Consider the following 16579-nt stretch of genomic DNA (forward strand, 5'->3'; position numbering starts at 1 on the left):
ATTACAGTTCACAACGAGTATCTTACCGCTCGTTGATTGCTCGGCACACTAAGATTAGTTGCGGTTTTGTGTGCGAGGATTTTCCGAAGGAAAATCAGACGTAACAAAAGTGCAACTACCTTTGTTTAAGCCTAAAATAGCAAATAATTTTATACTGTGTTGGGTACAGTTATTTTTATCGGTTTAATATTTTCATAAGGTTCTTTTTCGTTCGCAAATTGTAAATTGTCAAAAGCGATTGCAGATTTGCCTTTTTCTATTTCGGTATTAATTAAATTTTCCAAAAACTCAATTCCCATTGCATCTACTCCGTAATAATCCAAAAGAATAGAATCATTTTTATCAAAATGCGCTTTTATAATTAGAGCTTTTTTGTTTTTAAAACTTAAATATTCAAATTTCTCATTTAATGTAATTCCGATTTCTTCTGCTATTCTTTTTGCGGTCAGTTTGTCAATCCGCATTTTATTAATCAGGTATTTATTTACAGTCAAAGGACTTAAAAATTCCGCAATAGTATTTTGTCGGTAGTTTTTTGCCCAAGGAAAATCAGTTTTTTGATTTTGGAACTTTTTTATTAATTCGATAGTCAAGTCAAAACCTAAAGGCAAGTTTTCAAGATTAAAATTCGGAATATAAATTCGGATTAGATTTCCGCTTTTTAATTCAAATTCAGGCACAGAAATTCCGTTTATCTCAAACTCTTTGTTATGGAAAATGCTGTTCGTCATAATTGTACCCAACGTCTCGTATAAGAAACGTAGGGTGGTTAAAAAGCACTTACGTTTCGATTTATTACTTAGCTAAATATAAATATTTTGCTTTTAACTTTTCTTCTCTAAACGCTAAATTTTATATTTAGCGGGCTTTGTAAATACACACAGACTATCGGTTAAGCCATAAATACCCTATGTTTTTTATACATTGTTACCACACGTTTTATCTTTTAGATGGACTAATTTGGTTTAGAACAATCTACTCCAATTATCTCATATTTTAATGTGTCACTTTCAATCTCTATTGAACAAATTAGGTCATCAACATTATTGTGTGCTTTTGGGAATTGATAACCACTTTCGGTTTTGTACCATAATACCATATAAATTCCATATTCGGTTTCTTCTCCAATCATATATTCAGTCAGCTGAGAATTTACTGCTTTTAATATGTCTTGATGTTGTGCTTTCTTTATTTCTAAACAGACGCTATGATTAAGATATGTAAATGTCATATCAATCTGTCCGTTGGCTATAGCACTTTCTCTATGAATTTTAATTTTTTGCGTATCACAATATGGTTTAAGAATGCTTTTTATGAAATGTTGAATTTCAGTTTCTTTTTTTGGGGTTAAAGAACTGGATTCATCTCTCCAAAATACTTTATAGCCTTCTAAATATCTTATATTATGAATTAATCTTTCACTGATTAATTTTACTATAAACTTATGTAATTCACTTGGTGATTTAAAGTCAATGCCTTCTGTGGGTTCAATGTATTTCTCCCATTTACTTATTTCTAATTCTAAAAATTTAGTAATATGTTCGAATTGATTTTTATCCCAAAAATTCTTGTTCTGCGCTATTTCTAAAAGTGTAGAGTTTAGGTAATTTATTCTCTCAGTTTTATTGTCTAGCTTCTCGAGAGTATCAATTATCTTTTGTTTTTTATTTAGAACTAATCCTTCTCTTGAAATGTCAATTAAGTATAACAATTGACCTTTTAAATAAGTAAAGTCAAACATATTCGAATTCGAAGAATCAGTATTAGGATTTTTTACATTTATTTCTAAGGTTTTTACGTCAGCGATAAGTCTTTCAATTGCTTCGCTGCTTACTGTATGAATTCTATTGTCTGATTTTGCGTTTTCTAATTCATATATAAGTCTCTCTATTGTTGTTCTATCAGTAGAGAAGGATGAGCTGTTAAGTTCGAATGGGTTATATTCTGAATATTTATCTGATTTTAGGACTTCATATAGTTTTGATAAAATAATACCTAAATCGATAATACTCCTAGGTTGAGGACTAAAATTGGATTGTATATTATTATAAATATCATTGAATGTTCTCATTTTCCTCAAATGTGTGGTAACGTTTATGTAGTCGAGTAGACAAGAGGGATTTCACCTCAAGTCTCTCACAGAACCGTACGTGATACTCTCGCATCATACGGTTCTTGTTATACAAATCTAAAGTACTAAATTAATTGATAAAACCCATTTGCCAATGATAAAATAAGTTAGGAAATTGTTCCTGCACTCTGTTAAACCATTTATAGGCACGTTTTATACTTGTTTTATAGCGCTTATACCGTTTTCTTGCCCACCTCACTAAACGATTGTTGAGTAATTTGAAAACCTTGTGTAGCATAGATATTCTAAATTTACCGTAGTAGCGTATCCAACCTCTAATAATAGGGTTTAAGCGATGCGCAATGCCTACAATACTCTTACAAGTCATTCTATGTACTTTCAATTCTCCTAATTTATCAGCAATGCGCTTCTTGGAACTTATACTTATGGCACAATCAAAGCCTAAAAATAATCCTTTAGTCTTCTTAGATTTGGATGTTCTAGGCTGAAAAGAGTAGCCTAAAAAATCAAATTTAATAACTGAATAATTTTGTTGTCTTCGATAATCCTTACAGTACACGATTTTGGTTTTCTTGGGATGTAATTCCAATCCTATTTGTGTCATTCTGTTTCGAATTGCCTCTAGCACATGTGCTGCGTGTTTTTGACTTCTACAGTGTACAATTACATCGTCGGCATAACGTGTGAATTTCACGGTAGTGTCGGTTTGTTCTAGCCATTTGTCAAAACCATAATGTAGAAATAGGTTTGCCAGAAGCGGGCTTATAACGCCTCCTTGTGGTGTTCCTTTTCCTTTGTTTTTAATGATTTCTCCTAATTTAGTTAAAACAGGGCTTACTAACCATCGTGCAATATAAAGCTTTACCCAGTTTTCTGGAATGTGCTTTTCTACTGCTAGCATCAGTTTGTTGTGGTCGATAGTATCAAAGAAACTTTTAATGTCTAAATCTATTACCCAATCGGTTTTCCAGCAGTTTTCTCTAACAGATGTTAATGCTTGATGTGCATTTCTGTGAGGTCTATACCCATAGGAATTGGAACTGAATATTTTCTCTAAACCAGGTTCTATATACATCTTAACCACCATTTGTCCCACGCGGTCACTTATAGTAGGAATTCCTAATTTACGGATGTTTCCATCCTTCTTTGGTATTTCTACCTCTTTGACTGGTGGCGGAAAATAACTCCCCGATGCCATCCGATTCCAAAGTTTGTACAAGTGTTTACTGCGTTTAGCATCGAACTGTTCCATGCTTATCGAGTCCACTCCTGCACTCCCTTTATTGGCTCGCACTTTCTTATAAGCTTCCCATACCATGGCTCTGCTTATTGGTATTGATTTTGTTTCATTCCATAAATTCATCCTCAATTTATTTGAGTTGTTAAATGTAATGCAACCGTATAACCTAATCCCTTCGCTCCATTTCCATTACAGAATCTTCAGCACTACTACGGATTAGTCCGTCCCTGAATATAACATTGGTATTCTACCTCTAGGTTGATCCTATTGTGTATTTCCCTTAGTATTTATAGTCAGGTTCCCGAGTTCCGTAACTAAGCCTAGATAAAATTCATGCCCCCTGAATGACGCCTGCCGTATAGTCAATAAATAGGTGACCGCTATACTCTTCACTCCGTATCATACTTCGTAGCTTTTGACAGAATGTAGCAACTTCTCGACACCTCAAAAGGGGTTCAATTGCGTTCATCTCTTTTATTCGTACCTGACCACGCTCTTGGCGTGACCGTTTCCTAAACGCTCAATACCTTAGCTCTTTACTAAAGCACCTTTAGGTGGTTTAATGCCTCTTCCTATAAAGCGACATTGGTGGGTCGGGTCCACCATCTTATTTACAGTTCACAATGAGTATTTGTTGCCGCTCATTGCTTGCTCGACACACTATGAAACGTAGCGTAAAAAATACACTAAATTTCGATTTAGCACTGAGCCAAATTTTTATATTTTGTTTTAATTTTTAAGTTTTAAAGCCAAATTAAAAATTTGGCGGAACTTTGTAAATAAGCACTATCCTTTGATTTAGCACTTACCAGCTATGTTTTATACACGTTGTTAGGTGTAGTTTTTCTATTTCCGATAAGTTCTTCATAATAAAACTACTCAAAACCTCTTGGTAATCTTTTACTGAAATAATATCCATTCCTAAACTCTCTATTTTTTCAAAATCACTTTTTGCTGGAACTGAGAAATAATTTCCTTCTTCAAGATTTTGTTTTTGAGTATTAAGCGAATTATTACTGTCAATTATTTTTAAATTTTTAATTATAAGTTCAGTTCCTAAAGGATACAGTTGAACAATATTCCAAAAAAGCGATTTTTCACGATTAACATTACGTTCAGCAATTTCGATTATTTCTCCTGTATCAATTCCACTATTGGGTATTGTGTGAAGTGTGCATCCAATTTTGGTATTTTCCTCCTTGATAGCGTGTAAAGTTCCCATAATTCCTCTGTAATCTGGTAAAATTGCAGAATGTAGATTTATTAAACCATTTTTTGGGACTTGAATAATTTCATCTTTAAAAATTTTTCCGAAACGAATTGAAATAAACAAGTCAGGATTTAAATCTTTCATTTCATTTATAAATTCTACAGAATTGACATTTGAGCACTTTTTAATTGGAAAAGATTTAAAATTGTCGTCAAAAAATTCAAAAGAGTTTTCAATTTTATTTTCATTTATGAATTCAGATAATTCGTTAAACACGAATCCTTTTTCAAAATATTCCAGTTTTACTAAATCAGAAGGTTTATTTTTGGGATTCCCAACCGTATCAGAATAATAGATTCGAACACTATGGCTTAAAAGTTCTGATTTAAGTAGATTATAAGCAATATTAGCTTCAAGGTCTTTGTTTAGGAATAATACTATTTTCATTTATTTATGAGGTTGTTTTTTAATGACACCTAACAGTCTTGTATATGGCTCGTAGCGTGCAAATTAGAAAATTATTTTCGGATTAAGCACAAGCCAGATTTTTAAATTTTACTATTTATCTTTTTATTGGAAATCGTCAAATTTAAAAATTTGGCGACTTTCCAAATATGCCTTAACTTCGATTTAGCAACTAATTAGCTATGAGCTATATACGTTGTTACCCAACGTTTTTTATTTTTAATAGTAGTCGTCTTTGTTCCATCTTTCAAGACTATGAAATCTTGCCATTAAAAGCTTTCGAGAAAGCCAACCTTTGTTTTTTATTTCTTCTTTTTTTCTATTAATAAAATCCTCTTTTGATAGTTTTGGTTCACTCATTTTTCCTTTCTTATAACACTCTATGCAAAATGCAAGATTTTCAGTTTTATCTTTTTCAGTTCCATAGGGTCTGATTGAGGAAAATTTAAAACCACAGCTTTGACAAAATTTATATAATTTATCATTTTGCTTGACTATTTTTTCTGAAGGTTTTGAGTTGTCAAGAGACCAAGTTCCAATACCAATAATGAAAAGTAAAAATCCAATTCCGAAAAAATTCCCGTAAAATTCTTTTCGGGAATCTAATATTTTCTCTTCGCTATTTATATTTTTTTGTTGAATTTCCTTTCTCTTCAATAATATATCTAAACTTTTTTGCTTTTTCAGATAGTTATTCCAGTATTTATCTAATGTATCTGTTAGAATGACCCTTTTTTTATCTCCAGAGAAAACACGAATAAAAGAAGTAATTGAATCATTAGTCTCAATCGGGTTTACTACATTTAAACTTTGTGATAGTTGCTTTGCTCTTTCAAGTAGATTCTTTTTTTCAAGTTCTACAACATAGCTTTCAAGTGTTACAGCATCCTGTATTTCATCATATTTGTCAAATTTGACATAATAATTTTCAGTTAATTCTTTTTCGACATAAATTCCAACAGCCATACCGATAATTCCAAGAAGGACTAGAAGTTTTGGTAAGCTATCAGGAATGTTTATACTCATTGTTATGTTTAAATTATGGTTGTTTGTTCAAATGTTGGGTAACGTTAAGTATAAGAAACGTAGGGCAGGTGATAAGCACTGTCGTTTCGGTTTATTACTTAGCCAAATATAAATATTTTGCTTTTATCTTTTGTTCTATAAACGCCAAATTTTATATTTGGCGGACTTTGTTAATATTCACACACCTTTCGGTTTAGCACAAACGCCCTATGTTTTTTATACCTTGTTGGCAGTAGTTATTTTAAGCTTCCGCCTAACAATGTTACTTTATTCAGCCACTTTTCTCTAAATTTAGAATTTGAATTTTTCATTGAGGCAATATAAGTTATTTTCACAGGATTTATTCCACAAAATTTTAATGTTCCCTTTTTTAATTGGTTTATTGTCGGACTTTTCATTATCAAAAAGTCATACCATTTTGGCGTATCTGACGTAATAATTAGTCGTGCTGATTTTCCTTTCAGTAGTTTTTCGGGCAATGCTTTTCCCTCAATTGGTTGATAGGTGATGCCTGGCAGAAATGTTCTCTCGATAAATCCTTTCATTAATGCAGGATATCCATACCACCACATTGGAAATACCCAAACAATATGGTCTGCCTTTTTAATTTTTTCTATGGCTAAAACTAAATCAGATTCCAATTCCATTCGTTTCCGATAACCAAATTGCAGATTAGGATTAAATTCCAATTCAGCAATGTTAATTTGAGATATTATAGAATTTGTTTTATTTGCTCCTTTTATGTAAGCTTCCGATAATGCGTAATTAAAGCTCTCTTTGTCAGGATGTCCATTTATTATTAATACTTGTTTCATATTTGTTCTTTGTTTTGTGCAAAGAACAATACTTTGTTAGTTTTTTAAAAGGACATTTGTCTAATTCGTAATCGTTTTTCTTATTCTACTTAAATGTCTTTGGGTAATTCCTAAATATGAAGCCAGAAAATTTAAGGGAATTGATTGTAAATATTCAGGTTGATTTATTAGTAAATCTTTGTATTTTTTTTCTGCGGATTCTTTTTGCAACAAGAAAACTCTTTTTTCCATTTTGATGTATTCTTGTTCAGCAATTAATTTGAAAAATTTCAGCCAATTTGTACTCGATTTCTCTAAAATTAAAATTTCTTCTCTTGATATAGTTAATAATTCTATATCTGTTAATGCCTGAATATTTTCAATTGTTTTTGTTTGGGATAAGAAAGAAGAATAAGCACTTACAAAAGAATTTGAAAAGGTAAAACAATAGGTAACTTCCTCTTCAGATGACGAATAATAGAACGACCTAAACAAACCAGAAACAACAAACGCTACTTCTTTGGATACTCGATTTTCTTTGATGAAAAAATCGCCTTTTTTCAATTTCTTATTTCGAACTTTACTCTCAAAAAAGTCAATTTCTTTTTCGGTTAAAATATCAAATGTTTGTAGGTATTTCCTCATTTTTTTAATTACTGCCAACTAGTTATATGGTGACTAAAGTTCCACATAACCCTTAAATATTACGGGATATGCGGAACTTTTGTTCCTGATTTCGGTTTTAAAAAGCTAAGCTACAACTTATAAAGTTGTCTTACAATACGTAGAACTACGTATTTTTTTTGAAGAAGACTAGTGACTAAAAGTTAAGACTTTCAATTTGCCGACTATTACACCACACTTCATTTTGAGAAAATAAGTGCGGTATAATATCTCGTTAAAAAACATAGTATTCTTGAGTTATTCTTTTCAAAAAAATGTACAATAAGTAACTCGCAGCATTAGTTTGATTCACCGTTTTACTGTTACTCAAACGGTAATACTTTGATCCGACGCTTTTTCAACAATCACGGAAAATGCTATCCGTTTATAACAACCAAACCAAGCGATTAAAGCAACCCAATTACCAAGCTTTATATTCAGGTTAGATTTTATGTAATACCCTATATGGCACACATAAAATACGCCTGCAAAAAAACTATTTAGAATTAATATAAATAACTTGTTTATTCAATATGTGTGTTCTACATTTGCCAAAAACAAACTATCTATATTTAGTCTAAATAAAAACAATGAAAAAACTATTACTCTCACTGACACTAACCGCATTCTTTAATTTTGTGAATGCACAAAACAACAGTATTGAAGGTGTTGTTTATGATAACTCTAATACACCCCTAGAACTAGTAAATATCTTTGTCCACAAGTCTAACCAAGGTGCTCAAACAGATGCACAAGGAGCTTTTAATATTTCAAATATTGAGGATGGTGAGTATTTACTATCTATATCATATTTAGGTTATAAAACAAAAGAAATACCCTTTTCTGTAACTAATAACGACACAAAATCACTTGGTACTATCATTCTGTTTGAAGGAAATGAAATATTATCCGAAATTGTTATTGATGGGACACGTAAAAACAAGTTTTCAAGAAAAAAGACGGCTTACGTGGCCAAATTACCCCTTAAAGATTTAGAAAACACACAAGTCTATAGTACGGTTACAACAGAATTATTAGAATCGCAATTAGTTACAAATTTTGAGGATGCCTTAAAAAATGCAGCTGGTGTTGACAAGTTATGGTCGTCAACGGGCCGAAGTGGTGATGGTGCTGGTTATTACTCTTTACGAGGGTTTTCTGTACAACCTCAACTAGTAAATGGTGTTCCTGGCATTACAAATGGTTTTATCAATTCGTCCAATGTTGAGCGTGTAGAAGTTATCAAAGGGCCTTCTGCTACTCTATTTGGAAGCACAGTCAGCTCTTATGGAGGACTTATTAATATTGTGACTAAAAAACCTTACCAAGGTACAGGAGGTGCTATTTCTGTAACTGGTGGCTCCTATGGTTTTACGCAATTTAATGCAGATGTAAATGTGACAGATAAAGATTTTAAAAAGCTTTCATTACGTTTAAATACAGGCTATCAAGGAGAAGATAGTTTTCAAGATGCTGGTTTTAAAAAATCTGTTTTTATTGCGCCTTCTATCTCGTATAAAGCAAACAATAATTTAACGTTTAATTTTTCATATGAAGCCTCTTCAAATGAACAAACCAATCAACCCTTTTTATTCTTAAATAGATCTGCTCCTTTAGCGTTTAATAACCTAGACGAATTGAACTATGATTATGATAAATCTTTAACAAGTAACACTGTTAGTATTGAAAATTTAACCCAAAACTATAGAGGAGAAATTGCTTATAAAATTTCAGATAATTGGTCATCACAATCTATATTAGCAGGTGGTATTGCAAAATCCAATGGATATTATACGTATTTATGGAATTCTGCTGACTGGTCAGATCCAAGTGCTCCTGTTGCTAATCCATATTTTGATATCTATGTTCAAGACACAGATGCTAAAACAAAGACTTTCAACTTACAGCAAAATTTTACTGGTGACTTTAAAATTGGAACATTACAAAACAAATTATTAATTGGTGTTGATTATTTAGAGACTAGGATTATTGATCAAAGTTCAAACTGGGGTTACGCACAAACCGTCACGGCACAAGGTGATATTTTAAATGGGTTACCAATAAGCGCCAATAGTATTGATGCTGCTTTGAGTGGTTCAGGTAATATAAATACAGATACTAACCAAAGTGTTTTAGGTGCTTACGCTTCAAACATTATAAATATTACACCAAAATTATCGTTAATGGCCAGTCTACGTTATGATAGGTTTAAGTATGAAGGTGATGCTAATAATACTTCAGATGATTTACAAGAATATACTAAATCTACATTATCGCCTAAATTTGGGGTTGTATTTCAACCAATATTAGATCAACTGTCAGTCTTTGCTAATTATCAAAATGGGTTTTCTTACGTCAATCCCGAAATACTACCAATAGATAGTGCAGATCCAACTGCTGGTGTTATACTACAATCATACGATCTAGAACGTGCCAATCAAATAGAATTTGGTGTTAAAACAAACCTGTTTAATAACAAATTAAATGCGACATTAAGTTATTATAACATCACTGTAGACGATAAAATAATGGGATTTGGAGCAGGTAAAGTACAAGACGGAACGGTTAATAGTCAAGGTCTTGAAATTGAAATAAATACTAGTCCTATTGACGGGTTAAACTTACGTGGAGGTTTTAGTTATAACGATGCTAAAGTAACAGCATCAGACTCTAGACCTGACCTAGTGGATGTCAGGTTTGAACAAGCCGGACCAAAAATATCTTATAACTTTTGGGGAGACTATAATTTTAAAGATGGTTTTGCTAAAAACTTTGGTGTTGGATTTGGTTTTAATGGTTCTGGAGCTTATGACACGATGGTCGGTTATCCATCTGTTGGCGAATTTATTCTACCAGCATACACCATTTTTAATGCCTCAATCTATTATGATATAGAAAAAATAAGAGTGAGTTTAAAAGCTAATAATTTAGCTGACAAAGCCTATTTTAAAGGTTGGAGTACGATAACTCCTCAGACAACAAGAGCTATACTTGCCAATATCGCTTATAAATTTTAATCTAACTACTAATTTTTAATTAAGGGAAATCATATCGGTTTCCCTTTTAATATTTTACACTATGTCGTTTAAAAAAAAGATTTTAACATTACATAAAATTTTAGGTCTAGTAACAGGTATCGTAGTCTTTATAGTAGCAATTACAGGATGTTGTTGGGCGTTTAGAGATGAAATAGAAAGCCTATATGACGACTACAAAACAGTAGATTTTGAACAAAACACTATAATTACACCAACCGAAGCTAAGGCGATTGCACAACAAGTTTTTCCCGAAAACACAATACATGGTACGCTTTATAAAAAAGGTAATGCTGCTGTAGAAGTTATTTTTTATGATGCAGAACCTGAATTTTATCAAAGTATTTTTCTAAACCCCTATTCTGGTGCTATTATCCAAGTAGACAACCATATGACCGGTTTTTTTGCTTTTATTTTAAAAGGACATATGCGTTTATGGTTACCAAAAGCCATAGGAGAACAAGTTGTTGGCGTGTCTATTTTACTTTTTATTATAATTATAATTTCGGGCTTTATATTATGGCTTCCAAAAAAACGCAAAAACCTAAAACAACGCATAACGTTTGATTGGAAAAAAACGACACGTTGGAAACGTAAAAACTTCGATTTACATTCTGTGATCGGTTTTTATATCTGCTCGTTAGCTTTAATTATTGCTTTTACAGGTTCTTTAATGTCCTATAAATGGTTGATGTACGTGACCTATAAATCTGTAGGTGGAAACAAATCTGTATCCTTTAATATCCCAGAAAATGAGAGTGATTTAAAAGATAAAGACACTAGTATCCTTCCTATAGACAAATTAATTCCATTGCTAAAAAAAGCAAATCCCGAAGCTGTAAGTTTTGAATTGCATTACCCCGAATCTGACACAACAAGCATATACGTGGAAGTAGGAAATAGTAAAGGCTTACATTACGATGCGGACTTTAGATTCTTTGATCAAAATACACTCCAGGAAATTGAGACACCCAGTATTTATGGTAAATACAAAAACGCCAAATTTGCTGATAAACTAATACGAATGAATTATGATATACACATAGGGGCTATTGGTGGTCTTATTGGTAAAATAATTGTATTTATAATTAGTTTACTAACGGCAAGCTTACCTGTTACAGGTACTTTACTATGGTATGGACGACGTTATAAAAAAAACAATTAATGAGGTAATTTATCTTTTAATACACCATATAAAAAAGTCCCTACTATTGCTGACACAATCACAATGCTTATAGGTAAAAAACTAACCCCTAATAAAACATACAATGGTCCAGGACAAGCACCTGTAAGCGCCCAACCTAATCCAAAAATGATTCCTCCAAATAGGTAGCGATAAAATGATTTCTCTTTGTTAGGGATTACAATGGGTTCTCCATCAATGGACTTGATATTAAACCGTTTAATAAGCTGTATAAATAAGATACCAAAAGCCAAAGCTGTACCAATAATACCATACATATGAAAAGATTCAAACCTAAACATCTCATAAATCCTAAACCACGAGGCAGCTTCAGACTTGTACATGATTACTCCAAAAAATACACCGATAAAAATATAAACTAGTTTTTTCATTGTCTAAAAGATTAAAGGGAATATTAAATGTACCATGATAAGTCCGCCAATAAAAAATCCAATGACTGCGATTAAGGATGGCTTTTGTAAATTACTAAGTCCAGAGATAGCATGTCCAGAAGTACAACCTCCGGCATAACGCGTTCCAAAACCTATTAAAATACCTCCAATAACTAATAATAGTATTGTTTTAGGGTCTTGTAAGGCTTCTATTGAAAATAACTCTTTAGGTAAATACCCATTATCTGAAGAAAACTGAATCTCTTTTAAACCTAATTTTGTCGATTGACTAATATCTGGCATTGCGCCGTTAGACAGAAAATTTGCAGCTAAAAAACCACCAATTCCAGCCCCTAAAGCCACAAATAAATTCCAACTATCTTTTTTCCAATTAAAATTGAAAAACTGACTCACTTTTCGACCACCACAAATGGCGCAAAATGTTCTTAAATTTGAAGACATTCCAAATCGCTTTCCCATTAGCAGTAAAATAAGCATGGTAAAAGCAATTAAAAAGCCAGAAAAAAACCAGGACCACGGTTGTAATAAAAATTCCATAATTTAATTTCGGCAAAAGTAAAGGCTATAATTAAACTATGGAAACTTTTATACTTAAAAGAATACTAAACCTATAGGGTAATATATTTATTTAATAGCACATCCTGCACTCCCCTTCTTAACTCCTAATTTTACTAAAATTGTTTCTAACAAGCACCATTTTGTAAAAGCAGATTGTATTAAGTTGACGCCAATAAAGACGGTAAACCACATCCATTTTGGACTTACATAAACGGAAAGCACCACGCTTAATAATACCATTACACCAACAATTACTCTAAAATATGTATTTAACATCTTTACTCTTTTTTTTAAATTTATAACTTAACATTCTCGTCATTCTAAACTCATTCCAGAATCACATTATTTATAATACTTCGCTGCTTTATTTACATTCACGTCATTCTGAACGTGTTTCAGAATCCCATTATTTACAACGCCTCTCCTCCATTCTATTCATAACCTAAACGGCATTCCGAACGTGTCGTAAAATCAAATAATTTTAAACTTAACATTCACGTCATTCTGAACTAATTTCAGAATCACATTATTTATACCCCCTCTCCTTCATTCTATTTATAAACTAAACCTCATCCTGAATGTGTTTCAAAACCCAATCATTTATAATTCTTCTTCTCTATCATATAATAAACAAGAGGCACAACCAATAAAGTCAATACAGTAGACACAATAGTCCCTCCCATTAATGATATCGCCAATCCTTGAAAAATCGGATCAAACAGTATCACAAATGCTCCAATAACAACCGTTCCTGCTGTTAATAAAATTGGCGTTGTACGCACTGCGCCTGCTTCAATACACGCTTGTTTTAGTGGCACACCTTCTGCTGTTCTTATATTAATAAAATCAATAAGTAATACCGAATTCCGAACCATAATTCCTGCTAAAGCAATCATACCAATAAACGACGTTGCGGTAAAAAACGCTCCCATTATCCAATGTCCTAGTATAATTCCGATTAACGATAATGGTATCGCAACCATCATAACAATTGGTGCTTTAAAATTTTGGAACCAGCCTACAATCAAAATGTATATTAAAATAATGGCTCCTAAAAAGGCAATACCTAAATCTCTAAATACCTCTAAAGTAATTTGCCATTCACCATCCCATTTTACAGTATAATTATCTTCAAAATCTGGCTGACCTAAATACATTTCGTTTAACTCGTAGCCTTTTGGTAACAGAATCTCTTTTAACTTTTCTTCCATTCCAAGAATAGCATATGCAGGACTTTCTAATTCTCCAGCCATATCTGCCATCACGTAAACCACGCGCTTTTGGTTTTTACGATAAATACTTTTTGCAGCTATCGTTTCCGTAATAGTTACCAAATCTGCAATAGGCACCATATTCCCTTGTTTCGATTTTACTTTTAATTGCGAAATATCACTAATTGTAGACTTCTCTTTTTCATCTAAAGCCAATATCAAACCGACTTGGTTTACCGCATCTTCATCATATAAATTTGTGATGGCTCTGTTAGACAATGCCATATTCATGGTATACGCAATTTGTTGTGGCGCAACACCATATAACATGGCTTTTTCTTTATTTATATTAAATTGATATTCGGTTTGATCGGCTTCAACCATCCAATCAATATCCACAACATCAGTTGTGTTTTTAAGGATATCTTGAACGCCATTGGCTATTTTAATCTGCTCGTTATAATCCGGCCCATAAACTTCTGCAACAATCGTTGATAATACAGGTGGTCCTGGTGGCACTTCTACCAATTTTATATTCGCATTATACTTAGCAGCAATTTTCTGAATGTCTGGACGCATTACTTTAGCAATGCCATGACTTTGAATATCACGTTCGCCTTTATCAATTAAATTTACTTGGATATCTGCCATATTACTTCCACCACGCAAATCGTAATGACGGACTAAACCGTTAAAGGTTATTGGTGCAGATGTACCCACGTAATTTTGATAATTAACCACTTCTGGTCTAGTCGATAAATACTGAGATACTTCTTGAGCGACTACTCCTGTGCGTTCCAATGTGGTCCCTTCTGGCATATCAATAACTACTTGAAACTCATTCTTGTTATCAAATGGCAACATTTTTACTGCAACCGATTTAGTAAAAAACAAAACCATTGTCGCCATTAAAACCATAAAAGTTAATCCTAAAAACAGCCAGCGTTTTCCTTTACTTTCTAATAAAGGACGTTCAAATTTGTTGTAAACTCTATAAATAAGCGTCTCCTCAACTGGTTTTTCTGGTTTCTCTTCTGCGCCTTTTTTATCTTTTTCTCTTAAAAATATATACCCTAAATACGGTGTAATAGTTAAAGCTACAAATAGCGATAATATCATTGCAATAGACGCTCCTATTGGCATTGGTGCCATATATGGCCCCATCAATCCAGAGACGAATGCCATAGGTAAAACAGATGCTATAACTGTAAATGTTGCTAAAATCGTTGGGTTTCCAACTTCATTAATCGCATATAAGGCAGCGTCTTTAAAAGGCAAACGTTTCATCTTGAAATGTCGGTGCATATTTTCGGCAATAATAATCGAGTCATCGACGACAATTCCTGTTACAAATACTAAAGCGAATAAAGTAATTCGGTTTAACGTGTAATCCATCATATAATAACTCAATAAGGTCAAAGCAAACGTAATTGGAACCGATAAAAACACAACCAATCCACCACGCCAACCCATAGCTAACATCACGACAAGTGTTACCGCAAAGATAGACCCAATAAGATGCCATAGTAATTCCGACACTTTATGAGACGCTGTTTCACCATAATTTCTAGTCACTTCCACATGTACATCATCAGGGATTAAAGTGCTACGTAAATGGGCCACTTTATCAATAATAATTTCAGAAAGTTTCATGGCATCTGCACCTTTTCGTTTAGCAACTGAAATGGTCACTGCAGGATATTCCGATTTATAATCAGCCGATTTTACACTTCCTTTTCCGTATCCTAAACTCACATAATTTTGTGGTACTTCTGGTCCATCAATAATTTTAGCGACTTGCTTTAAATATATTGGTTGATTTTGTTGCACACCAACCACCAAGTTCTCCACATCAGTAACAGATGCTAAAAATTTGCCTGTATTTACTAAAAACTCAGTATCATTTTTATCAAAACTACCTGCACTTAATTGGCTGTTATTTGCTTTAATCATTTCCGAAACCGACAAGAAATCCAAGCCACTTGCAGCCAATTTATCTTTATCCAAAACCACACGTAATTGACGGTCTCTACCACCAATTTTATGTGTCGTCGCGACATCATTTACTTTTTTAATTTCAGCTTCCAACTCCAAAGCCATTTGACTTAATTGGTAGTCGTCATAATTTTCACTCCATAACGTTAAACCCAACATTGGTACATCGTCAATCGCCCTAGTTTTTACTAACGGAAATGTCACACCAGCTGGCATTTGATCCATGTGCTTGTTAATTTCGTTGTATAATTTTACAAAAGAACGCTCAATATCTTCGCCAACATAAAACTGTACGATGACCATTCCTTGCTCTTTCATAGATGTAGAATACACATATTCCACACCTTTAATATTCGAAATTAATTGCTCTAAAGGCTTAATCACACGCGACTCCACTTCCGTAGGACTTGCGCCAGGATACCCCACAAAAATGTCTGCCATAGGGACATCAATTTGCGGTTCTTCTTCACGCGGAATTAAAAACGAACTGTACACACCAACCACCATAAATACAATCATCAAAAGCACTGTAAGCTTCGATTGCATAAAGACTTTGGCAATTTTACCTGCGATTCCTTCTTTCATAATTATTACTTTTTTTCATTCCCATGACAATGGAAATCTTTATATTTTGGGCGTTTTAACAGGCTATCCACTGTATCTTTTTTATCTGTCATTACGAAGTAAATTTTTT

13 protein-coding genes are annotated in these 16579 nt (G+C 32.8%); 2 read left to right on the forward strand and 11 right to left on the reverse strand.

Annotated elements, in window-relative coordinates:
• Window positions 1–149: 149 nt before the first annotated feature.
• The 7 genes from H0I26_RS15065 to H0I26_RS15095 all read right to left on the reverse strand — a co-directional run bounded on the left by H0I26_RS15065 (window position 150) and on the right by H0I26_RS15095 (window position 7490).
• Window positions 150–731 carry a hypothetical protein gene (locus H0I26_RS15065; protein WP_218699813.1) on the reverse strand — a complete coding sequence of 194 codons (582 nt, stop codon included), beginning with the start codon at window positions 729–731 and terminating at the stop codon, window positions 150–152.
• Window positions 732–955: 224 nt separating this feature from the next.
• A complete protein-coding gene (locus H0I26_RS15070) occupies window positions 956–2071 on the reverse strand; it encodes a hypothetical protein (protein WP_218699814.1) in 1116 nt (371 codons plus the stop codon).
• Window positions 2072–2201: 130 nt separating this feature from the next.
• Window positions 2202–3455, reverse strand: coding sequence for a group II intron reverse transcriptase/maturase (gene ltrA / locus H0I26_RS15075; protein ID WP_218699815.1), 1254 nt, complete (start codon window positions 3453–3455; stop codon window positions 2202–2204).
• A gap of 682 nt (window positions 3456–4137) precedes the next feature.
• The gene (locus H0I26_RS15080) at window positions 4138–4989 is read right to left on the reverse strand and encodes a formyltransferase family protein (protein ID WP_218699816.1); all 852 of its coding nucleotides are present in this window, start codon (window positions 4987–4989) and stop codon (window positions 4138–4140) included.
• 237 nt (window positions 4990–5226) lie between these two features.
• Window positions 5227–6033, reverse strand: a complete 807-nt coding sequence (locus H0I26_RS15085) for a zinc ribbon domain-containing protein (protein ID WP_218699817.1) — start codon at window positions 6031–6033, stop codon at window positions 5227–5229.
• Between the two features lie 236 nt (window positions 6034–6269).
• Window positions 6270–6848 carry an NAD(P)H-dependent oxidoreductase gene (locus H0I26_RS15090; protein WP_218699818.1) on the reverse strand — a complete coding sequence of 193 codons (579 nt, stop codon included), beginning with the start codon at window positions 6846–6848 and terminating at the stop codon, window positions 6270–6272.
• Window positions 6849–6908: 60 nt separating this feature from the next.
• Entirely contained in the window at window positions 6909–7490 is a 582-nt protein-coding gene (locus tag H0I26_RS15095) for a Crp/Fnr family transcriptional regulator (RefSeq protein ID WP_317618200.1), read from the reverse strand.
• A gap of 590 nt (window positions 7491–8080) precedes the next feature.
• Between H0I26_RS15095 and H0I26_RS15100 the strand changes: the two genes are divergently transcribed.
• Window positions 8081–10507 (forward strand): TonB-dependent receptor, encoded by a 2427-nt coding sequence (locus H0I26_RS15100; RefSeq protein WP_218699819.1) that lies wholly within the window; start codon window positions 8081–8083, stop codon window positions 10505–10507.
• A gap of 61 nt (window positions 10508–10568) precedes the next feature.
• On the forward strand, window positions 10569–11690 hold the full coding sequence (locus H0I26_RS15105; protein WP_218699820.1) for a PepSY-associated TM helix domain-containing protein: 1122 nt from the start codon (window positions 10569–10571) through the stop codon (window positions 11688–11690).
• Here H0I26_RS15105 and H0I26_RS15110 read toward each other — a convergent pair.
• The 4 genes from H0I26_RS15110 to H0I26_RS15125 form a co-directional block, all read right to left on the reverse strand.
• On the reverse strand, window positions 11687–12100 hold the full coding sequence (locus H0I26_RS15110) for a DUF6691 family protein (protein WP_218699821.1): 414 nt from the start codon (window positions 12098–12100) through the stop codon (window positions 11687–11689). The two genes, H0I26_RS15105 and H0I26_RS15110, sit on opposite strands and share 4 nt — an antisense overlap.
• A 3-nt stretch (window positions 12101–12103) precedes the next feature.
• Window positions 12104–12658: a YeeE/YedE family protein gene (locus tag H0I26_RS15115; protein ID WP_218699822.1), complete on the reverse strand. Its 555-nt coding sequence runs from the start codon at window positions 12656–12658 to the stop codon at window positions 12104–12106.
• A gap of 87 nt (window positions 12659–12745) precedes the next feature.
• Complete coding sequence (locus H0I26_RS15120) at window positions 12746–12955, reverse strand: DUF2892 domain-containing protein (RefSeq protein ID WP_101018974.1); 210 nt, start codon at window positions 12953–12955, stop codon at window positions 12746–12748.
• A 320-nt stretch (window positions 12956–13275) separates the two neighbouring features.
• Window positions 13276–16470: an efflux RND transporter permease subunit gene (locus H0I26_RS15125; protein ID WP_218699823.1), complete on the reverse strand. Its 3195-nt coding sequence runs from the start codon at window positions 16468–16470 to the stop codon at window positions 13276–13278.
• Window positions 16471–16579: the final 109 nt, after the last annotated feature.

The sequence above is a fragment of the Olleya sp. HaHaR_3_96 genome (genome assembly GCF_019278545.1).
GTDB lineage: Bacteria > Bacteroidota > Bacteroidia > Flavobacteriales > Flavobacteriaceae > Olleya.